This window comes from Pseudomonas oligotrophica, from assembly GCF_021726475.1.
GTDB classification, from domain to species: domain Bacteria; phylum Pseudomonadota; class Gammaproteobacteria; order Pseudomonadales; family Pseudomonadaceae; genus Stutzerimonas; species Stutzerimonas oligotrophica.
The window spans coordinates 62,802-82,807 of the sequence record NZ_JAKJRU010000008.1 but is presented as its reverse complement, the minus strand read 5'-3'; the positions used below and the strand labels follow the sequence as shown (position 1 = coordinate 82,807).

Below are 20,006 nucleotides of genomic sequence, written 5' to 3'. Positions count from 1 at the left end.
ATGTGTGGACGTTTCACTCAGTACCGAATCGCCTTTGAGTATCTGGACAGGATTGCGGTGCAGCTGCCCTTGCCGCTGCAAGGCTACGTAAACCCCGAGCCGATTGGACGCTACAACGTGTGTCCGCAATCAATGGTCCAGCTCCTGCACCAAGACGATGACGGGATCTGCATGGAGCCGGTCAGGTGGGGATACGCCCCATTGTGGGCACAGGGGAAACGACCACCAGCGATAAATGCCAGGGTGGAAACTGCCGCGACTAGCAGATTCTTTCGCGATATCTGGCAAACAGGCCGCGCCATAGTGCCCGCTGATGGTTGGTACGAGTGGAAGAAGAACGCGGAGAATCCGAAGATCAAGCAGCCCTACTACATCACGCTCCGTAGCGGTGAGCCGATGTTTTTCGCTGCGCTCGGGCGGTTTCAGCGAGGCGGCTCGCTGGAACCGCGAGACGGCGACGGGTTTGTTGTCATTACGTCATCCAGCGCTGCCGGCATGCTCGACATTCACGATCGGCGTCCACTGGTTCTAACGCCCGAGTACGCGGCTCACTGGATGTCCTCGGATTTACCGCCGCACGAGGCTGAAGAGCTCGCACTAAAGCATGGTTTGTGCGTGGAGGAGTTCGAGTGGCGTCCGGTGGGAAAGGCCGTCGGGAACGTGCGGAATGAGGGGCCCGAACTTATCGATAGGATCGCCCAACCACTGGTATAAATATGCCAGGACGCTTTTCGGCGAGATGAAAGGCGTTTCTCTCCGATGGGCCGTTGGTGACAACCGAATCAAATGCCAGCTTTTTTCTAGCTCGCCACTGCATGGGCTAACGCTACGGTGAGGCGTCTTAGTTTAGAAAGGTGAGCTAGGGAATTTCGCTAAATTTCGAACAGCGAACTTGAACACACCGCTCTAGGGGCAGATAGCCCAGCTTCCGCTTACGGCCAAAAGCAGTCGGTGACGATCTCCAACCTTGCCAGTCAAATCGACTAAGACTGGAGCTCGCTCCGAGCTGTGCAGACAGCGTATGCGTGATCGTAAGGCAGATTCTTGGCCGACATCGACGGGACTGTTGGCCAAGTGTGAGACGGTACCCCAAACAGCTATTCACTTCGCGCAACGCGCAACCTAGTCATGTCTAATGATTGACGAAAAATCTACTGGTGAGGCATCAGCCTGCGGAATGATGCCGTTGAATTCGTCCAACATTTCATCAAGGAGGCCGTGGGGCAATTCATGAAAAGGCATGAATGTTAGGCACAGGATGTGACACATAAGCAGGCCTATATATGCGACTAGGCACAAGGCATCCTTGGATTTGATGGAAGGAATGCCGTAGAAATCGGTCGTCTCGTCGTATTCTTCTCGGAAATTGTTTGGGCCTAAAACTAGCTTTCGTGTCCGCGGTATACCCCTGGTGTTCGGATGAGCTCCATCATCGATGCAGCCCTGGTATGCCTCGTTAACCTGATCGCCAAGCCCAGAGGCTTTGGAGTTGAGCAGTTTTCTCACCGTCTCGACAGCACTGCCAAACGCTTTACGGGAAGCTTTCATTGATTGCGGGTTGTTGTGGCGGTCGAGCCAGATCCTCGCGAGCGAGACATCATGATTGATCAGCGAGGCATAGCAGGCCGCTTCAAGGGCGGTGCGCACGATTGGTGGTACCGCGTACGGCTGCCCACTGAGAGCCATGCGGACGCCTGCTGTCCATACGTTCCTCGAATGTGCGGCAAGCTGAAGGATCGTGGAGTCGAGGCCACGAAACCGATCGTCATTGAACACCTTGCCGAGCAGGAACCAATCGATTTTTTCGTATAGTTGAAGCTCAGGTTGATCGCCCTGAATTGCTCCCTGTAGCTCGCCCGCACCCTGTTCCAAAAGCGTGGCTATCGGCGTAACAAATACATTCATTGTCCTTCCCCAGTCTGCCGGTGCTAAATCAATTGCCGCACTACTATCGAAAATGGCCTGCGGCTTTTGACAGCCGGCCACGGCTTTGGCGCTGTATCCAAGGATCACAACGACGGCTTCTGGCCGGTTAGCGACGGCCTGGCTTCGACCGTCGCTATGCATGGTCAAACCTCGGTCTGTTCCGCCATCTCTAGGGCATCATCGACCTCAATCCCCAGATATCGAACGGTGCTCTCCAGCTTCGTATGGCCGAGCAACAGTTGAACTGCCCGCAGGTTCTTCGTCCTGCGATAGATCAGCGATGCCTTCGTACGTCTTATTGTGTGAATGCCATACAGGGCTGGATCAGGGCCAATGGCTTTCACCCAACCTTTGACGATACGAGCGTATTGACGAGTGGATAGATGGTCTGAGATATGCAGCCGGCTCGGAAAAAGGCAATCCTCGCTGCGGGGCTGGGCATGATGTATGGCGATGTGCCGTTCCCTAAGATCAAATGGATTTTCCAGAATCTCAACAAAGCCGAGGTCCTGCTGACCTTCAATGTCGATTTTTTGGTTACGTATCTAGCCGACCGCCAAGCGAACCGGAAAGCCATTGCAAATATCGGCTTGGATCAGCATGTGCCATGGGACATGCTTAAACAGCTGAAGGCGCATCAGCCACGGAGCTGGCAATACCTGATCCAGCGCTATCTGTCCGAGGGGATCAAGCAGGAAAGCGGTGCCCAGTACATGACCGTCTTCTTCATTCGTCCGGCCGGCAGCAACCCGATGGCCTATTGGTTTATCCATCTGGCGAACAACTACCGCGCTAACGATGTGATGAAGAAGATCCACTGGAAATACGGCAACAACTTTTCCCATATGCTGTCGCCTTCCAGCTTTTTCAGCTACGACGCCAATCGGGATATCGCCGTGACAGGTCAGCACGATTTGCTGTTGGATGAGCATTATTTCGACGATGCTACCAATGACCGCATCCGAGGAGAACTTTCGGAGCTCTTGCCCAAACAGGTCTACGAGGTAGAACGGCAACCTTTTTTGGGCCTGATGAGCGGATTGACCAACTACACCATGGCTGACGAGCTTCGCGTAAAGCAGGCACTCGACATTGCTGTCGCGACCGGTGATCTGCTGGCGGTCGACAAGAACGGCAAAACAAGGCGTCGAAAAGGCACAAGCATCAAGTCGACAGATATCCTGATAGCGCCCCCGCAAAGACCCATCTTCTTCGTGCCACCTCTGAAGAAATCCAGTTCAGAAAACTGAGAGGGGCGGCATCGCTCTTCGGGTGGGCGGTTCGCCTCCAACGGTAGAGGTACCGGCATGATACAAGCAGTAGTTTTCGATGTGTTTGGCACGCTTCTCCAGATAGGTGAGCGCCGCCATCCTTTCCGCCAACTGATGCAGAACCTGCGGCTTCAGGGCAAAACACCAAGGCCGGATGACGCACGGACTCTGATGACTCGAAATCTGGGCTTGGCTGGAGCTGCCGATTATTTCGGTGCGCAGTTGAGCAACTCTGAGTTAGCTAGCCTTGAAAGCGACCTTTTCACCGAGCTGGCCAGCGTTCGCCTTTTCGATGATGCGTTGGAGTCGCTAAATCAGCTAAAGGACGCCGGCCTGAATCTCGCGTTGTGCTCCAATCTCGCAGCCCCATATGCGATTCCGGCCAAACTGTTACTGCCGTCGTTCGATGTTTACGGATGGAGCTTTGAGGTTGGGACAATAAAGCCTGAGCCCGCAATCTATCGTCAGATGATCGAACAGCTTGGCTGCGAAGCCTCCGCTATCGCAATGATCGGTGACACGTTGCAAGCCGATATGCTTGGTCCAATTGGGCAAGGCATGCGGGGCTACCACCTACAGCGTGAAGGAAAAGCCGATCAGTGCGGCTTCGTCTCGCTGATGGACTTTGCAGCCCACGTTCTGCAATACCCACCATCCGCCAACGGCTAAAGCGGCGTCGCCAGTTTTAGCTGACGCCGCTAGACCCGGATGGCTTACAGGCATGAAGACACCCTTTTTCTGTAACGGGAGCTCCTTCAACCCTTGAGCGCCAGAATACGCCGAGCGCCGTTGAGAACGATGAATCCCACGACGGTACCGATAATCAGGTCTGGGTAGTTGGACCCAGTCCAAGCGACGAGCGCTCCGGCGACTATGACGCCCATGTTGATGACCACATCATTGGCGGAGAATATCCAGCTCGCTTTCATGTGAGCACCACCTTCCCGGTGTTTGGAAATCAGCAGCAAACAACCCGTGTTGGCGAGCAATGCCAGGAACGCGACGGCCATCATTATCAGCGACTCGGGCTCGCTGCCGAATATAAAGCGTCTGATCACCTCTACGAGCACGCCGAGGGCCAAAATCAGCTGGAGCACACCAGCAAGGTGTGCAGCACGCACCTGCAGATTGACGCTGCGCCCAACCGCATAAAGGGCCAGGCCGTACACTGCCGCGTCAGCGAACATGTCGAGCGAATCGGCAATCAGACCCGCGGACCTGGCAATCAGGCCAGCAGTCATCTCTACCACGAACATGAAGGCGTTGATGCCTAACAGTAAACGTAGGGAGCGGGATTCCTGTGTAGAGTTCGCCGGATTCTCGGCGGCTTTGATCATCTCAGGGTCTGCCGCGACAGTTTTCTGAAGAGTGGCGCCTAGCCCTAACGTCGCCAGCTTTTTGGTTATGGGCTCAACGGCACTGTCATGCATGACATCTAACCGACGGTCCGACAGATCAAAAGTCAGCTTCCGAACTCCGTCCAAACCATTCAGCGCCAAGCGGATCATTCGCTCTTCTGATGGACAATCCATCTTGGGCACGGCGTAAACACTGACCCATTGCCCCGTCGTATCGGAAGGGTTTTGCATATCGGCATCAGCGGCTGGTGTCGCATCGCAGCCGCAGGGACCATCGGACTTGCTCATGATACGGCTCCACTTGAAATCGAAGATGGGATCATTAAAAGCCTTATAGCTACTATAAGGTCAATAACGCAGAGCCGATGAGGATTCACACGATGCGCATTGGTCAGTTAGCAAGGCTAATAGGGATTGATACACAGACGATCCGCTTCTATGAGCAGCAGGGCTTGTTGCCACCGCCTGATCGCCAGGCGAACGGCTATCGTGTCTACACCGAGAAGCATGGCGAGCGGCTAGCTTTCATCCGGCGCTGCCGAATCTTGAATCTGTCACTTCCAGAGATTCACGCACTCCAAAGCTACCAGGATGACCCTCGCCAGCCTTGTACGGCCGTCAATGCCTTACTCGATGATCACATTTCTCAAGTCAGATCCCAGATAACCGCTCTGCAATCACTCGAACGACAACTCGTTTCACTGCGGGCTAATTGCAACGATGGGCGGGAAGTTGAGGCTTGCGGCATTCTCGCCGGAATTAGCGAGGACGCATGCATTAAATGAACGGCGTTGGGGCTTGCGGGCCTGGTTACCCGGCCAACGCGCATGCCCTCGAAATGGTTGTTTGTCCCTGTGGTTTTTGCCCCTTCGTAGTGATGGCTGTCTCCGTGCGGTATCACTTTGAGTCAGGCCTGCCGAGGAAACGTGAGTTCAAACGTGGTCCGACCGTCTTTGCTGGCGACGGCCACGTGGCCTTTGTGGAGGTTCATCACTGAGCGGACAATCGCTAGCCCCAATCCTGCCCCGCGAGGTTGTATGCCGTTAACGCGGTAAAAGCGGTCGAACAGATGTGGGAGATGATCCGATTCGATAGTCGCGCCATGATTGGTGACAGCCAGCGAGACGATGTCTACGTCCTCCTCAAGGATCTTAAGTTCGACCGTACTGCCAGTATTTGAATGCCGCAGCGCGTTGGATAGCAGGTTGGAAATGGCCCGCTGGACCATAAGTCGATTTCCCAAAATCATGGCATCGCCCGTTACTGTCGTAGCGACTCCCGCTTCTTCGGCAAGGACTTCGAAGTATTCACATACGCGCCTCGCCTCGCTTCCTAAAGATAATTGTTCGAGCTTCAGTGCTGGGCTGGCGTGGCTGGCCTGGGCGAGAAACAGCATGTCTGACACGATTCGATCCATGCGTTCGAGTTCTTCAACCGACGACTCGATCACCTCCCGATAATGCTCCTTGCTTCGCTCACGCACCAAAGTCACCTGCGCCTTGCCTATCAGGTTGTTCAGCGGAGTTTTTAACTCATGAGCCACATCGTCCGAGAATTGTGACAGTTGCTGAACGCCGTCATCGAGTCGATGAAGCATTACGTTGAGGCTGTGCGCCAATGCCTGGAGCTCTTGCGGAAGCCGATCGGTGCGGATTCGAGGTGATAGATCCTGTGTAGATACCTTAGTCGCCAAGGCCCGGAACTTGCGAAGCGGCCGCAAGCCATTTTGGGCGATTAGCCATCCAGCCAATCCGATCAATATCAGTAGCATCGGCACGGTCACTAAGGCCGAGCGCAGGAATGCAGCCACCAGCCGTTGATCGGCACTGCGATCTTGCGAAAGTAAAAGCGTCATTGGAGCCAGTCCCGGGACTTGGATTTGCTTGCGCCCGGTTAGCATCTGCACGCCATCTTTCGTTGTCCAGCCAAGATAGTCGCCGTCCCTGCTCACGAGATCCAGCTGCTGCGGCGCATTGGCGAATCGGCCGATACTGAAAATGGGTGATTTCGCTGTATCGCCGATGACCGTAATCGAAAGGTTGTCATGGCCGAGTACGGTATCGCTCAATGCGTGTTGCCAGGAGCGGCCCATACGGGCTTTGGTGTCTTCGAGGAGTCCATGATCGATCTGAGAGAGCTTGGCCGTCACTTCCTCCTGGGCGCGCAGTTCCAGTTGGCGCACCAGTACCCAGTAGCTCAGTGCAATCAGCAGCGCGACCAAAGCGGCGCCGGTCAGTGTGATTTGAAGCGCGAGACGCGATGCGAGGCTGAGTGGCTTCAAGGCCGCGCCTCCAGCACGTAGCCCACACCCCGGATGGTGTGTATCAGGCGATCGCCGAAGGGTTCGTCCACTTTCATCCGCAGGCGACGAATCGCAACATCCACCACATTGGTATCGCAGTCGAAATTGATGTCCCACACCATGGCAGTTATTTCCGTACGCGTGAGGACTTCGCCAGTCCGGCGCATGAGCAGATGCAATAACGCAAATTCTTTGCTGGTGAGGTCGATACGCTGACCGCTCCGGTAAGCCCTATGCCGGGCCGGGTCCAGTTCGAGGTCGGCTACACGCAGGTTGCTCGGAAGTGTGACTGCCTCGCCTCGCCGCAACAGTGTCCGGATACGGGCAAGCAGCTCGGGGAACTGGAACGGCTTGACCAGATAGTCGTCGGCGCCCGATTCCAAGCCGCGGACTTTTTGCTCTAAGCGGCCATTGGCAGTCAGCATGATGACGCGTGTCTGCTTACGCCGCCTGATGAGTTCGAGAACCTCCCACCCATCCATGGTTGGCAGATTCACATCTAGCAGCACGATGTCATAGTCGTTCTGCAGTGCCAGGTGAAACCCATCGAGGCCATCACTTACGCAATCGACCAAGTAACCACATTCGATAAGACCCTGCTGCAAGTATTCCGCAGCGTTGATCTCGTCTTCGACAACCAGGATGCGCATATTTTGAGGTAACTCGGCAAGGAGGTGCGCGGTAAGCGGAACCAAAAAAATCCATGTAGTAACTAGGTCAAGACGAAAGCGGCTTGGCTCTAGCGTGAAAGGCAGAGGCGAAAAGATCTGCCCAGGGAAGCGGGAAGCACTTTAACGCGGTAAAAGCCCTGTGAGGGCTATCTTGCGAATTTGTAATCTACCGGTCATTTGGTTGACCCGCAGCGCGAGCGGGTGCACCAAACGAAAAAAGGCGCCCTGATGGGCGCCTGAAACACATCTTCAAACCAAGGGAGCAAAACTAAAGAAGATGTGGTGTTGCTCATGGTGTTTCACAAGATCGAGAGAGGGTACTCGGCGATGAATCGGACCTCATCGAGGTCGGACTCGAAAGCAGTCGCCCGCGTGGTAGCCTGGCGCACCCGCAGAGACAAATCCTTGAGAGAGCCAGTCTGTACAACGTAGCGGGCTTCGACGTCGCGTTCCCAGCGGTTCTGTCCCGTCAGCGGCGCACCGTTATCGTCTTGGCGCATGTACACCTCGTTCGCGTTGCTGTAATCGGCGCCCCAACCGCGGGCGTAGCGGGTCATGAAAGTAAGCCCGGGTATGCCGTACTCCGCCATGTTCAGGTCGTAGCGCAGCATCCAGGACTGCTCTTTAGGTGAGTTGAAATCACTGTACTGAATGGAGTTGTTCAGGTAGATCGAGTCCGCCTGGCGCAAGTAGTCAAAGTCGTTGTTACCGTTGTTTCGCTGATACGACGCCGTGACGGTGTGCGCGCCGAAGGCGACACCCAGGCTGGAGCTCCAGATGTTGTTGTTGAACTCGCCCAGCAACTCACGGCCTTCGTCGGTTGCCTTGTAATAGTTGAAGCTGGCCAGCAGCGCGACGATATCGGAGAGCGGATAGGTGGCCGACGCACCGAAGTAATGCTGGTTCCAGGCATCTTTGAGGCGGCTGGTGTACAGGCTAAGACTGATATTTTCATTCACGCTGTAGTCACCGCCTGCGTAGCCGAGCCAAGGCGCGTCTACGCCCCCGCCGTAGAAGGTGACGAAGTCTTCGTTCATGTTACTGGTGTTGGGCTGGCTCATCGCGTGCAAGCGGCCTCCCTGAAGGGTGAGGTCGTCCAGCGAGTTGTTCACAACGGTGACACCCTTGAAAGACTCCGGCAGCAGCCGAGAGTCGCCGAAGTGCACGACAGGTGTAGTGGGAAATACATCGCCGGCCTTGATCTCGGTGTCCAGCAAGCGTGCTTTCACCGCGCCCCCCACCCGTGTGAAGTCATCCTCAGGATCGCCAGCGCTGTCGTGGGGAAGCAGGTCGATGCTGCCGCCCACACCGGAGCGCCCCGAACCGGAGTCGAGCTTGAGGCCGAGCATGGCGAAAGCGTCGAAGCCAATCTCTACCGAGCCTTGGGTATATCCGGACTCGAAGAAGGCCATCAATCCGTGGGCCCATTCCTCGGAGTAGCCATTGCCGGCGGCACTCTCACCGTCGCGAAAATCCCGATTGAAATAGAAGTTGCGATTTATCAGCGATAGCGTGCTGCCTTCGATGAAGCCCTCGGCTGTTTCCGATTGGGCAAAGACCGGGGCGCTGCCCAATGCCAGTGAAAGGGCTGTCAGCGAAAAAACGGCCTTTTTGCTCATGATGATGCTCCTTATGTACGGCAGGTCAGTGCTCGAATGACGCCTTTCGCCTTTTTGTTTTTAGCGCTTGGCCATGTTCTTCCCCTAGAGATGACGGCAGGATTAGCGGCAAATGACTATTTTGTAATCTGAGGAAGCCCAATCGCGCACTCCTTCGATTACAGATTTGTAATGTTGCGGTCACCAGGTCGTTATCCACACTTATTTAAAGTCACCACCCCATAGCCATCAGCTATCTCGCCGGCTTGGCAAGGCTGATAAAAACGCTTTCGTGTATTTGTCTACTAAATTCAGGGCGAATCACTATCGCAGTAGAGGCGCATGTGTTTCGCGTCTTGGCGGGGGTAGTTCTTATGATTGGATTCGACATCTAAACCAGGAAGTCATCGTTTTGCCTTGGATGAGAAAAATAGTTTTGCTGATGTTGCTAGCCTTGTTCCCATTGCAATCATCATGGGCAGTTGTTAGCACGAGCTGCAGTCATGAGGATGGTTCGGCAGCAAATCATCTTGGACATCACGAACATCCGCACGAGTCTCTGGGTACTGACGAGGAAGGATCGTCAAAAGCCGCAAAAAAAATCAGTCTGGATGGAGACTGTGTCTTTCATGGCGACCATATCAAGCCGCTTATAACGAAAGGGATCTGTCCTGGTTCGGTATTATCAATGAGCTTGAAACCGTTTCCTTCTGCTAGCTACGCATCGGCTGAAGCGGGGCGTCCTGAGAAACCTAATTGGCGCATCGGTGCAAAACCGGTGGGACGCCAAAGTAACCAGTAAGCGCCATTTATCTGTATCTGACGTCTCACCGAACCTTCCCTTTTTTTAGGAGATTTCGGTGCGAAAAGCTCTTTTCTCGCTGGGGTTGACGACGTTGTCGTGCAATCTCGCCTTTGCGCAACCCTTAGAGTTGCCGACCTTCACACAGACCTTACCTGTCAGTGTGTCAAATACCTTCCCCGTTGAGTCTGTCGACTCCATAAGCTTTGTACGCGCCTTGGAACTCGCTAGCTCTGCAAGCCCTGAACTGGCTGCTGCAAGACGTGAGCTGGCTGCTTCTCGCGCATTGATTAGCCAAGCAGGAGCACGTCCGAATCCAATATTGTCCGCTAGCCAGGAGGGAATCCGGGGCGATGCCCCGGAGACCACGCTTGAACTGAGCCAAGAAATAGAGCTGGGTGGTAAACGTTCGGCTCGTATTGAGGCAGCGCAACGCGCCATGGACGTAGCGGCCGCCGACCTACAGGACGCCCAAGCTCGACTGAGGGGGGCAGTGATGGGTGCATACTACGATGTGCTTACTGCTCAAGAACGGCTGGACCTCGCTCAGGCTGCTTCAAAGCTTGCGAAGCAAGCTGTGAACGTTGCCAATCGACGTGTGAGGGCCGGCATGGTCTCTCCCGTAGAGGAAACCCGGGCGCGGGTTGCGGCTACTGGAGTGCAAGTAGAGCTTGCCCAGGCCACAGCTGAACTCGAAGCTGCGCGCACTCGGCTGGCGGCCAACTGGGGAAATCCACAGCCACGCTTTGAGCGAGTAAAAGAGCCGGTAGAGGCAGTGCCTCCTCTTCCCGAGCTAGCTGAGCTTTATAGCCGTTTGAACGATTCCGCCCAACTAACCCGCGCGCGTCGGGAGGCTGAAAGACGTCGGGCTGCGTTGGAGCTGGAAAGGACGAATCGCTTTTCTAACGTGACGGTTAGCGTAGGTGCCCAACGCTCAGATGAATATAACGGCACGCTGGGACTGGTGAGTATCTCGATGCCCCTGCCGTTGTTTGATCGAAACCAAGGCAACATCGGAGCAGCACAGGAACGGGCCTACCAGGCGCAGGACGAGCTTAACGCCGTCCATATACGCCTGAAAAGCGAACTTTCCCAAGCGCACATGCGGCTGCGCACTGCTCGCCAGCAGTTCGAACTGTTGCGCAACGACATGCTCCCCAGTGCCCAAAGCGCTTATGAAGCTGCCAGCAAGGGGTTCGAACTAGGAAAGTTCACCTTCCTTGACGTACTGGATGCTCAACGCACGCTTTTCCAAGCCCGCTCTCAGTATCTGTCTGCGCTCTCGCAAGCTAACCAGGCGGCGGCGGAAATCGCCCGAATCGTCGGCGATGGGTCGGCCGTTATCACCTCGGCCACTCAGCCATAAGGAATCCATATGAAAAGTAAATCGAATACATCTTCCTTGGCTGGTCACAAGAAGCAGATTTTTTGGATCGTCGTCATATTAAGCGTGGCACTTGTGCTTGGCGGATTGCTTCTTCGCAGTAGTCCAGCTGTGCCCGAAGCGGGCGACGCACATAGCGAGCATGGTGACGCATCGGAGCAGGAGGATGAAGGGCATTCGGATGAGGATGCTGAAGCCGAAGGAGATCATGGACATGATGAAGGAGGCGCCGATAGCGATCACGAGGTCGGTGCGGCAGAGAAAGATGAGCATGAAGATGAGCCCGAGGGAGCGGAGCACACTGAAACAGCAGAGGTAGAACTCTCAGAGACACAAATCCTAGCCGCCGGCATTTCACTGGCAACTGCTGAGCCCGCAAAGATACAAAGCGCAATCGAGCTGCCAGGTGAAATTACGTTTAACCAGGATCGTACAGCGCAAGTTGTGCCTCGTCTCTCAGGTGTCGTTGAAGCGGTCAAAGTCGATTTGGGCGAACAGGTGAAACAGGGGCAAGTGCTTGCTGTGATCGCGAGTACCGACCTGTCGGAACGTAGAAGCGAGTTCTACGCGGCACAAAAACGTCTTGCATTGGCTCAGAAAACCTATCGACGCGAAAAGGAGCTGTGGGAAGAGCGTATTTCTGCAGAACAGGATTATTTACAGGCACAACAGGCTCTACGGGAAGCAGAGCTGACGGTTGCGAATGCAAAAGCACAGCTACAAGCGCTTGGTAGTGATGCTGGCAAGCCAGACGCATTGAGCCGCTACGAACTCAGGGCGCCGTTCGATGGGATGATCGTTGAGAAGGACATCACGCTCGGTGAGTCAGTCAATACCGACGACCAGATATTCATCATTTCCGATCTCTCTACCGTTTGGGCAGATATCAGCGTTCCTGCCAATGCACTCAGCGCGGTACGAGTCGGCAGCAACGCGGTTATCGAAGCCACAGCATTCGAGTCCAGTGCCAATGGCACCGTTTCTTATGTCGGCTCACTTGTTGGTCAGCAAAGCCGCGCCGCTACCGCCCGGGTCACGCTTCCGAACCCGGAAGGTGTTTGGCGTCCCGGCCTGTTCGTCAAAGTGCGGGTAGGCTCTGGCGGAGTGTCCGTGCCGGTTGCAGTCAAGCCCGATGCGATCCACACGTTGGAAGATAATCCGGTGGTGTTTGTACGGACCGACCATGGCTTTGCTGCTCAGCCAATCGTGACTGGTCGCGGCGATAGTGAAGCGGTTGAAATCAAGGAAGGTCTTCAGGCCGGAGTGCGCTATGCCTTGGCCAACAGTTTCATCATTAAGTCCGAGCTTGGCAAAGCCAGCGCCTCGCATGCTCACTGATACGGAGTTATAGACTGTGTTCGAACGTATCATTCGCTTTTCTATAGAGCATCGCTGGCTGGTTTTGCTAGCCGTGCTTGGCATGGCAGCGTTAGGAGCTTACAGCTACCAAAAGCTGCCTATCGATGCTGTCCCTGATATCACCAACGTACAGGTGCAAATCAACACTGCGGCCCCAGGTTATTCCCCGCTGGAAGTGGAGCAGCGCATTACCTACCCGCTCGAGACGGTAATGGCCGGGTTGCCCAAGCTCGAGCAGACCCGTTCCTTGTCTCGATATGGACTTTCTCAGATCACAGTTATTTTTGAGGAAGGCACTGACATCTATTTTGCCCGCCAACTTGTGAATGAGCGCTTGGGAGGGGCCAAAGATCAGCTTCCGGAAGGCGTCACTCCAACACTTGGCCCTATTTCCACTGGGCTTGGCGAAATCTATTTTTGGACGGTTGAAGCTGAGGACGGTGCCACCAAATCGGACGGTACGCCTTATACCTCTGCTGACTTGCGTGAGATTCAAGATTGGATCATCAAACCGCAAGTCCGCAATGTACCAGGCGTAACTGAGATCAATACGATCGGAGGATATGCAAAGGAATATCAGATCGCCCCCAACCCAGACACTTTGCGGTCGTTTGGACTAACACTACAAGATTTGATCGAGGCGGTTGAGCAAAACAATAACAATCTAGGTGCCGGATATATTGAAAAACGCGGCGAGCAGTATCTTGTTCGTGCTCCAGGACAAATGCAATCAGTAGAGGACATCCGCAATACCCTTATTAGCAACGTTGACGGTACCCCAGTACGTATCCGCGACGTTGCGACGGTAGAGGTTGGAAAGGAGCTCCGTACTGGCGCAGCCACCGAGAATGGCCGCGAAGTGGTTCTAGGTACGGCTTTCATGCTTATCGGTGAAAATAGCCGGGTAGTTTCTAGGGCTGTCGATGACAAGATGAAAGAGATAAACCTTTCGCTTCCAGAGGGCGTAAAGGCGATTACTGTCTACGATCGAACTGTACTCGTAGACAAAGCTATATCCACCGTTAAGAAGAACCTCACTGAGGGTGCCATTCTTGTTGTGGTTATACTTTTTCTCTTCTTGGGCAATATCCGTGCGGCGATCCTAACCGCACTTGTTATACCGCTGGCGATGCTCTTTACGTTCACCGGCATGGTAGCCAACGAGGTCAGCGCCAACCTGATGAGCTTAGGCGCATTGGATTTCGGCATCATTATCGATGGTGCCGTGGTGATTGTTGAGAACTGCGTGCGTCGACTTGCTCACGCTCAGTCCCATCACGGGCGGGCATTAACGCTGTCCGAACGGCTTCATGAAGTGTTCGCTGCGGCAAAGGAAGTGCGTCGGCCTCTACTCTATGGGCAGCTGATCATTATGATCGTATATCTGCCGATATTCGCCCTTACAGGGGTAGAAGGTAAGATGTTCACGCCCATGGCGTTTACCGTAGTGACAGCGCTATTCGGGGCGATGATTCTCTCGGTGACGTTCGTCCCGGCAGCCGTTGCGCTCTTTATCGGCAAGCGTGTTACAGAGAAGGAAAACTTTCTAATCCGCAATGCTAAACGGGCCTACGCACCTGCATTCGATGCGGTGATGTCCAACAAGCCAGTAGTGCTCACCTTTGCCGTTGTTGCAGTTGTACTTTCCGGCCTCGTAGGGGCACGTATGGGCAGTGAATTCGTGCCTAGCCTCAACGAGGGGGACTTCGCTATCCAAGCCCTTCGTGTACCGGCTACCAGCCTTAGTCAGTCTGTCGAGATGCAGCAGCAGCTGGAGCGAAAGCTCATGGATGAGTTTCCGGAGATCGAGCGGATTTTTGCGCGCACAGGCACTGCGGAGGTGGCATCCGATGCCATGCCTCCAAACATCTCTGACGGGTACGTCATGCTGAAGCCACAAGAGCAGTGGCCGGATCCAGGCAAGTCGCGCGACGAACTCTTAAGCGAGGTCCAAGCATCCGCCGCTGAGTTACCGGGCAATAACTACGAGTTTTCCCAGCCTATTCAGCTGCGTTTCAACGAGTTGATTTCCGGTGTTCGTGCCGCTGTAGCCGTGAAAATCTATGGTGATGACATGGAGGTTCTTAACAGCACGGCGGCGGAAGTGTCCGAGGTGCTAGGACAAGTACCAGGCGCCTCCGAGGTTACGGTCGAGCAAACGACTGGCCTTCCTATGCTCACGATTGATATCGATCGCGATCAAATCGCACGATACGGCCTGAGTTTAGATACTGTACAGCAAGCGGTTGCAGTAGCCATCGGGGGCCGAGAGGTAGGCACCTTGTTTCAAGGAGACCGGCGTTTCGATATCGTAGTTCGTTTACCGGACGAGATACGAAGCGATCTCGCCGCAATTGAGAGGCTCCCAATTGCCCTTCCAAGGGAATTAAACAGCGCCATAAGTTATATCCCCCTCGGCGAGGTGGCCACTCTGGATTTGGCCCCCGGTCCGAATCAGATCAGTAGAGAGGAAGGGAAACGGCGAATTGTCGTTAGTGCAAACGTCCGTGGTCGGGACATTGGATCATTCGTATCTGAGGCAGAACAGAAAATCCAGGCCCAGGTAGATATCCCGTCAGGTTATTGGATCGACTGGGGCGGTACCTTTGAGCAGCTTGAATCTGCAACGAAGCGGCTGCAGATTGTCGTCCCTGTGGCGCTGCTCCTGGTGTTCATTCTGCTTTTCATGATGTTCAACAATGTCAAAGACGGCTTGTTGGTGTTTACAGGGATTCCATTTGCGCTCACCGGAGGCATTGTTGCGCTGTGGCTGAGAGATATCCCATTGTCCATTTCAGCAGGAGTTGGCTTTATTGCTCTGTCGGGCGTCGCCGTTCTAAATGGCCTGGTAATGATCTCCTTCATCCGTAGCCTACGGGAGCAAGGTTTACCTCTGGGCACCGCGATCCGCGAGGGCGCTCTGACCCGGCTACGGCCGGTATTGATGACAGCCTTGGTGGCTTCACTCGGGTTCGTTCCGATGGCCTTGAATGTGGGTACCGGTGCAGAGGTACAGCGCCCCCTTGCGACGGTGGTGATCGGGGGGATTCTCTCCTCAACGGTGCTAACGCTATTGGTACTGCCGTTGCTCTACCAGCTGGCTCATCGGCGCGAAGACGAATTGGAGGAGCAAGAAATCGCGTTGGCCGCTGACAGAACAAGCTAGAGATTGGATGGCGGCACACAACGCCCCGTTCTTGCTAGCTCGCGAGAACGGGGCGTGTTGGTTTCGGAGTGCTAAGATTCAGCGGCGGCGCAGCGGGCAGCAAAGCCTTTATAGCGTAGGTCTAATGCATCTAAACGGTGAATAGAAAGGGTGCTCAGCGCTTAGTGCGTATGACTCCGCGCTACATACGCCTCCTCGGCTGATGGCTTTCACCCACGGTGAGCTGACGAAAGATTATGCAAGCAGCGGCTGACCTGCCCCGGGCGGCAGCACGGGCGATAGCTACGAAAACGCCCTGGCTGGAACGATCAGCGGGCTTTACAAGGCCGAGCTGACACCTTCAATCATGGACGAACCGCGAGGCCGTTGAGATGGCGACCCTGACGTGGATGCGTTGTACGCCACCAGCGTCTGTTCAGCTCAATCGGATATGCTCTTGCGAACGCTAATAACAGACAGATCAGGCGATAGCGGCCTGACTTAACGAAACGGCCTATAAAGGCCGGGGCGATTCGCTGGTAGCGATGTTGCGGGCAAGTGATGGACACAAAAAAGCGCCCCGAAGGGCGCTTAGAGTACAACTGCTTCCAACGGTGCTTGGAAGCTGCCGGCGGCGGATATCGTTCAGATATTAAGCGGTTAGTCAGCTTTGGTTTCTTTCTTAATTTCCGTGTTGTTCTGATCTTGGCGAATATCATTAACCTTCAACTCGTTTGCTTTTTTTTCGGCGGATTCGGTTCCGTGAATTCGCTTTTGATCTGCTCGGAATTTTTCATTAAATTTCATTGAACGGTCGTATCCATCTCCTGCATAAGACGATGCGGAGCCGAAAATTACCAAACCAACAACAATAGCTTTCAACAGATTCATAGGGCAGTCCTCGCTAAATTCAAAGGTGGCTTGCTGAGCTTTCTCGGTGAGCTCTACAGGTTCGAATGAATTTTGCCTGACTGAAGCTAACAGCAGCATGAGCCAAGCATTACATTATTGAAATGTAATGCTTCCATTGTGGAGTGACATGAGCGCCTTGCTTCGTCATTGCAGCAACAAGGCGCACCAATCTGCAAGGGGCTTGAGCCTACGACAAAATTGATTGGAAGATTACATTTTTGTCATCTTCAGATCATGGCACCGCATAATCCATATCATTAGCGAGCAACGTCGTTTATCGTTTGAGAGAGATCGACCTGTTGTCGGCGAGTTAAAGACGATAACGCACGAACTCGCTCGAGGGTGGTCGCATTTTCTGTCAGTGTGGCTTGGAGGGCCAGATGGTATAGGCGCTAGTATTTTTATTATCTCTTATGGGCGGTCGTTTGGCTCCCCTATTTTTCTTACGCTAGTTTTTAAGGAGCGGTAAAAATATGGCTCACGAACATAACCATAACACCGAAGCCATGGGTGATAAGCGTTTAATCGCAGCTATTGGCGTTAATACTGCACTAACTCTGGCACAAGTTGTTGGCGGGATACTTTCTGGGAGCTTATCGCTCATAGCGGATGCACTACACAACTTGAGCGATGCTGCATCACTGGTTATTGCGCTCATCGCACGTAAGATCGGCCGCAAACCGCCAGATGCTTTTAAAACCTTTGGCTACCGACGCAGTGAAACCATAGCGGCTTTGATTAACTTGGTCACGCTGATTATCGTTGGTCTCTACCTCATCTACGAAGCTATAGGTCGGTTTTTTTCCCCACAGCCCATTGAAGGATGGACAGTGGTCGTGGTGGCGGGAATAGCCTTGATTGTAGATATCGCTACGGCCTTGCTCACCTACACAATGTCTAAGAATAGCATGAATATAAAGGCGGCATTCTTGCACAACGTGTCGGATGCGTTGGCCTCCGTCGGCGTTATTATTGCCGGAACATTGATCCTCCTGTATGGCTGGTATTGGACAGATACTGTCCTGACGCTGATGATTGCTGGTTACGTGCTATGGCAGGGCTTTAGCATGCTACCTAAAACCATTCACTTGTTGATGGAGGGCGCGCCAGAAGGAGTTTCCATCGCCGACATAATCAATATCATGGAACATGTAAACGACGTTGTGAGTGTTCACCACGTACACGTATGGGAAATCGCTGAGCATACAATCGCACTGGAAGCACATGTTGTCATCAAGAAGGCTAGCCTGCCCGATATTGAACGAGTAAAGACTGATTTAAAACGAGTACTTCATGAGCAATTCAAAGTCAGCCACTCGACACTTGAAATGGAGCTAGACGGCAGTGTTTGTATCGACACCAGGCAGGCCGACAGTCATCGCAGCGAAGCATAAGCCTGCTTTGCGCTCAACGCTGTTGCTAGACAGTTATCTCGATATCAACGGAGTGAACTTGCGACATCACTCGTTGGCGCTATGTCTTCGACCAGAGACATGCTAGCGGCATGTGGCCAAAGCAGCTCGTCACGAGGAGATCAGGCTAGGTCGTGGCACCTTCGGCAGGCTGCCGCGACGAGCAAGCCCCGCCAGTCGCTACCGCCGCGGACGCTCAGAGCCAGCGGCGGACTCGTGCACGGTAGCGGGCAAATGATTCGCCGAACAATGTTTCCAGCGCCCACTCTTCGGCTGGGATCTGGAAACGGTTCATGTACAGCACGAAAGCAACTACGCCAAGCAGGGTTAGAGGCGAGGCCAAGACCAGCGCCCAAGCCGCCAGGATAATGGCAAAGCCTAAGTACATGGGGTTGCGGCTGTACCGGTAGATGCCAGCCTCCACTAATGCAGAAGCCTGCTGCGGCTGCAATGGATTAACCGTAGTACGCGCGCGGCGAAACGACAGGACGCCGGCGAGGCACACGCCGAGCCCCAGGAGCAGTATTGGCAAAGCGAAGGTCAGGCGCGCGGTCCATGCCAGTTCGAAACCCGGCAATTTGGTTCCCGACAAACCCATCAGCACAGCGATCAGGCCGGCCACGAGCAGCGGTGGCACGCGGTTTTCCAGCGCGCTCATAGTGTCATTCTCGTGCCTTGGCCACTTCGCTGTTCACCAACTGGCGCAGCGGCTCCGGGCCAAACTCGCTGAGCGCACGACCATTGACAAAAAAAGTCGGCGTGCCACGAACCCCAACGGCTTTAACGTCCTGCATGTCCGTTTCCAGCACGGCGTTGACGCCAGGCGTATGCATGTCCTGGCGGGCCTGTTCCAAGTTCAAACCGACGCGCTCTGCAGCAGCCCATGCCTGCGTTACCTTGGGGTCGTCGTGCCAACCGGGTTGGGCTTCCAGCACAGCCCCCAACACTTGTTCATGGAGATTTTGCTTACGCGCCGCCTCCAGCATTCGCGCCACCTCTTCGGAGCCTTGATGGAACAGTACATAGCGCAGCACCAAACGCACGTCTTCCGGGTTCTCGGCGAGGATCTGCTTCACATAGGGGTGGAAGGCGCGGCATGCCTCGCAGGAAGGGTCAAAGAATTCGACGATGGTCACTGGCGCTTGCGCCGGGCCGAACACTGGTGAGTGGAAGCGAACCAACTGGCCGCCGTTCTGTTTGGGTTGTGTCGCGGTCTCTTGGGCTGTCGAACCGGGAGCCTGGGCCTGTTGAGGCGATTGCGAGGGGGAATAGAAGAATGCGGCGGCAGCAAAGACGGCCAGGATCACGACACTGACGATCAGGACCACGGAACGGCGATTCATGGGGTGGTTCTCCGACGGATGATTATGAGCAGGATGGCGATAAGGATAAAAGCGAACAAGGCGAGTGCCGGCAGGGGCACCACGCCGAAGAGGGTCATTCCGGCGCCTGAGCAGGATGGACCAGTGGCCGTGCAGGGCTGGATCGGCTGTGGAATCAGCCCTGCATAGAGCAGCGTGTGAACAAATGCCAGTGCCGCACCGATAGCGGTCAGCGGCAGGGCATAGTGCCAGACGGTGAAATCCGAGCGGTAGCAGGCGATGGCCAGGATCACCGCCAGCGGAAACATGAAGGCACGCTGGAACCAGCACAACACGCAGGGTGCCTGGCCCATCACCTCACCAATGAACAGCGCGGACAGGGTCGATACCAGTGCGACCAGCCAGGTTAGCAGCAGCAGGTTCCAGGGCATGCCTGAAGGTTGAGGATTCATTGCGGTTAACTCCTGGCGATGGCGAGCACTTGCCTCAGACCCGCCATCCAGTTATTTCGAAACATCATGCATCCTCTTATCGGCAGGACTTG

16 protein-coding genes and 3 pseudogenes are annotated in these 20,006 nt (G+C 54.7%); 9 read left to right on the top strand and 10 right to left on the bottom strand.

Translation table 11 applies throughout. The features are described from left to right. A complete protein-coding gene (locus L3N39_RS16610; protein ID WP_061337719.1) occupies positions 1–714 on the top strand; it encodes an SOS response-associated peptidase family protein in 714 nt (237 codons plus the stop codon). 408 nt (positions 715–1,122) lie between these two features. Here L3N39_RS16610 and L3N39_RS16605 read toward each other — a convergent pair whose 3' ends face one another. Continuing rightward, on the bottom strand, positions 1,123–2,067 hold the full coding sequence (locus L3N39_RS16605; RefSeq protein WP_200629237.1) for a hypothetical protein: 945 nt from the start codon (positions 2,065–2,067) through the stop codon (positions 1,123–1,125). A gap of 2 nt (positions 2,068–2,069) precedes the next feature. After that, positions 2,070–2,375 (bottom strand): annotated as a pseudogene (locus L3N39_RS16600) (tyrosine-type recombinase/integrase); the annotation flags it as partial. On the opposite strand from L3N39_RS16600, the pseudogene tcmP reads away from it, so the two are divergent. Beyond that, positions 2,373–3,176, top strand: a pseudogene (gene tcmP / locus L3N39_RS16595) (three-Cys-motif partner protein TcmP); the annotation flags it as partial. The pseudogenes L3N39_RS16600 and tcmP sit on opposite strands and share 3 nt — an antisense overlap. A gap of 57 nt (positions 3,177–3,233) precedes the next feature. After that, positions 3,234–3,866, top strand: coding sequence for an HAD family hydrolase (locus L3N39_RS16590; RefSeq protein WP_003292660.1), 633 nt, complete (start codon positions 3,234–3,236; stop codon positions 3,864–3,866). A gap of 86 nt (positions 3,867–3,952) precedes the next feature. Here L3N39_RS16590 and L3N39_RS16585 read toward each other — a convergent pair whose 3' ends face one another. After that, positions 3,953–4,843 (bottom strand): cation efflux transmembrane domain-containing protein, encoded by an 891-nt coding sequence (locus tag L3N39_RS16585; protein WP_003292661.1) that lies wholly within the window; start codon positions 4,841–4,843, stop codon positions 3,953–3,955. Between the two features lie 92 nt (positions 4,844–4,935). Here L3N39_RS16585 and cadR point away from each other — a divergent pair, with 92 nt between their 5' ends. After that, positions 4,936–5,340, top strand: a complete 405-nt coding sequence (gene cadR, locus L3N39_RS16580; protein ID WP_003292662.1) for a Cd(II)/Pb(II)-responsive transcriptional regulator — start codon at positions 4,936–4,938, stop codon at positions 5,338–5,340. A 122-nt stretch (positions 5,341–5,462) separates the two neighbouring features. Here the strand turns inward: cadR and L3N39_RS16575 are convergent, their stop codons facing one another. The 3 genes from L3N39_RS16575 to L3N39_RS16565 all read right to left on the bottom strand — a co-directional run bounded on the left by L3N39_RS16575 (position 5,463) and on the right by L3N39_RS16565 (position 9,147). Then, on the bottom strand, positions 5,463–6,836 hold the full coding sequence (locus tag L3N39_RS16575; RefSeq protein WP_003292663.1) for a heavy metal sensor histidine kinase: 1,374 nt from the start codon (positions 6,834–6,836) through the stop codon (positions 5,463–5,465). Then, positions 6,833–7,507, bottom strand: a complete 675-nt coding sequence (locus L3N39_RS16570) for a heavy metal response regulator transcription factor (protein WP_003292664.1) — start codon at positions 7,505–7,507, stop codon at positions 6,833–6,835. The genes L3N39_RS16575 and L3N39_RS16570 overlap by 4 nt, the downstream gene beginning before the upstream one ends. Before the next feature lie 320 nt (positions 7,508–7,827). Continuing rightward, on the bottom strand, positions 7,828–9,147 hold the full coding sequence (locus tag L3N39_RS16565; protein WP_023444719.1) for an OprD family porin: 1,320 nt from the start codon (positions 9,145–9,147) through the stop codon (positions 7,828–7,830). A gap of 839 nt (positions 9,148–9,986) precedes the next feature. Here L3N39_RS16565 and L3N39_RS16560 point away from each other — a divergent pair. From L3N39_RS16560 to L3N39_RS16545, 4 genes and pseudogenes are all read left to right on the top strand, one after another. After that, positions 9,987–11,294: a TolC family protein gene (locus tag L3N39_RS16560; protein WP_031323266.1), complete on the top strand. Its 1,308-nt coding sequence runs from the start codon at positions 9,987–9,989 to the stop codon at positions 11,292–11,294. A gap of 9 nt (positions 11,295–11,303) precedes the next feature. Further along, entirely contained in the window at positions 11,304–12,650 is a 1,347-nt protein-coding gene (locus tag L3N39_RS16555; protein WP_031323264.1) for an efflux RND transporter periplasmic adaptor subunit, read from the top strand. 16 nt (positions 12,651–12,666) lie between these two features. Continuing rightward, positions 12,667–15,837, top strand: coding sequence for an efflux RND transporter permease subunit (locus L3N39_RS16550; RefSeq protein WP_003292670.1), 3,171 nt, complete (start codon positions 12,667–12,669; stop codon positions 15,835–15,837). Positions 15,838–16,102: 265 nt separating this feature from the next. After that, a pseudogene (locus L3N39_RS16545) lies at positions 16,103–16,308 on the top strand (IS3 family transposase); the annotation flags it as partial. A gap of 168 nt (positions 16,309–16,476) precedes the next feature. On the opposite strand, the gene L3N39_RS16540 reads toward L3N39_RS16545, so the two are convergent. Next, on the bottom strand, positions 16,477–16,707 hold the full coding sequence (locus tag L3N39_RS16540; RefSeq protein WP_031311380.1) for a hypothetical protein: 231 nt from the start codon (positions 16,705–16,707) through the stop codon (positions 16,477–16,479). A 494-nt stretch (positions 16,708–17,201) separates the two neighbouring features. On the opposite strand from L3N39_RS16540, the gene L3N39_RS16535 reads away from it, so the two are divergent. Then, positions 17,202–18,122, top strand: a complete 921-nt coding sequence (locus L3N39_RS16535; RefSeq protein ID WP_003292671.1) for a cation diffusion facilitator family transporter — start codon at positions 17,202–17,204, stop codon at positions 18,120–18,122. 214 nt (positions 18,123–18,336) lie between these two features. On the opposite strand, the gene L3N39_RS16530 is transcribed toward L3N39_RS16535, so the two are convergent. Genes L3N39_RS16530 through L3N39_RS16520 form a run of 3 tightly spaced genes read right to left on the bottom strand, consistent with a single transcriptional unit; the run spans position 18,337 to position 19,914 of the window. Next, positions 18,337–18,798 carry a methyltransferase family protein gene (locus tag L3N39_RS16530; RefSeq protein WP_003292672.1) on the bottom strand — a complete coding sequence of 154 codons (462 nt, stop codon included), beginning with the start codon at positions 18,796–18,798 and terminating at the stop codon, positions 18,337–18,339. A 4-nt stretch (positions 18,799–18,802) separates the two neighbouring features. Beyond that, on the bottom strand, positions 18,803–19,483 hold the full coding sequence (locus tag L3N39_RS16525; protein ID WP_008569955.1) for a DsbA family protein: 681 nt from the start codon (positions 19,481–19,483) through the stop codon (positions 18,803–18,805). After that, the gene (locus L3N39_RS16520; protein WP_003292674.1) at positions 19,480–19,914 is read right to left on the bottom strand and encodes a disulfide bond formation protein B; all 435 of its coding nucleotides are present in this window, start codon (positions 19,912–19,914) and stop codon (positions 19,480–19,482) included. The genes L3N39_RS16525 and L3N39_RS16520 overlap by 4 nt, the downstream gene beginning before the upstream one ends. Between the last annotated feature and the right edge of the window lie 92 nt (positions 19,915–20,006).

Bases quoted from the DNA above. Each gene is read 5' to 3' on its own strand.
- L3N39_RS16610 (WP_061337719.1), top strand. From the start codon at position 1: ATGTGTGGACGTTTCACTCAGTACCGAATCGCCTTTGAGTATCTGGAC.
- L3N39_RS16605 (WP_200629237.1), bottom strand. From the start codon at position 2,067: ATGCATAGCGACGGTCGAAGCCAGGCCGTCGCTAACCGGCCAGAAGCC.
- L3N39_RS16590 (WP_003292660.1), top strand. From the start codon at position 3,234: ATGATACAAGCAGTAGTTTTCGATGTGTTTGGCACGCTTCTCCAGATA.
- L3N39_RS16585 (WP_003292661.1), bottom strand. From the start codon at position 4,843: ATGAGCAAGTCCGATGGTCCCTGCGGCTGCGATGCGACACCAGCCGCT.
- cadR (WP_003292662.1), top strand. From the start codon at position 4,936: ATGCGCATTGGTCAGTTAGCAAGGCTAATAGGGATTGATACACAGACG.
- L3N39_RS16570 (WP_003292664.1), bottom strand. From the start codon at position 7,507: ATGCGCATCCTGGTTGTCGAAGACGAGATCAACGCTGCGGAATACTTG.
- L3N39_RS16565 (WP_023444719.1), bottom strand. From the start codon at position 9,147: ATGAGCAAAAAGGCCGTTTTTTCGCTGACAGCCCTTTCACTGGCATTG.
- L3N39_RS16555 (WP_031323264.1), top strand. From the start codon at position 11,304: ATGAAAAGTAAATCGAATACATCTTCCTTGGCTGGTCACAAGAAGCAG.
- L3N39_RS16540 (WP_031311380.1), bottom strand. From the start codon at position 16,707: ATGAATCTGTTGAAAGCTATTGTTGTTGGTTTGGTAATTTTCGGCTCC.
- L3N39_RS16535 (WP_003292671.1), top strand. From the start codon at position 17,202: ATGGCTCACGAACATAACCATAACACCGAAGCCATGGGTGATAAGCGT.
- L3N39_RS16530 (WP_003292672.1), bottom strand. From the start codon at position 18,798: ATGAGCGCGCTGGAAAACCGCGTGCCACCGCTGCTCGTGGCCGGCCTG.
- L3N39_RS16525 (WP_008569955.1), bottom strand. From the start codon at position 19,483: ATGAATCGCCGTTCCGTGGTCCTGATCGTCAGTGTCGTGATCCTGGCC.
- L3N39_RS16520 (WP_003292674.1), bottom strand. From the start codon at position 19,914: ATGAATCCTCAACCTTCAGGCATGCCCTGGAACCTGCTGCTGCTAACC.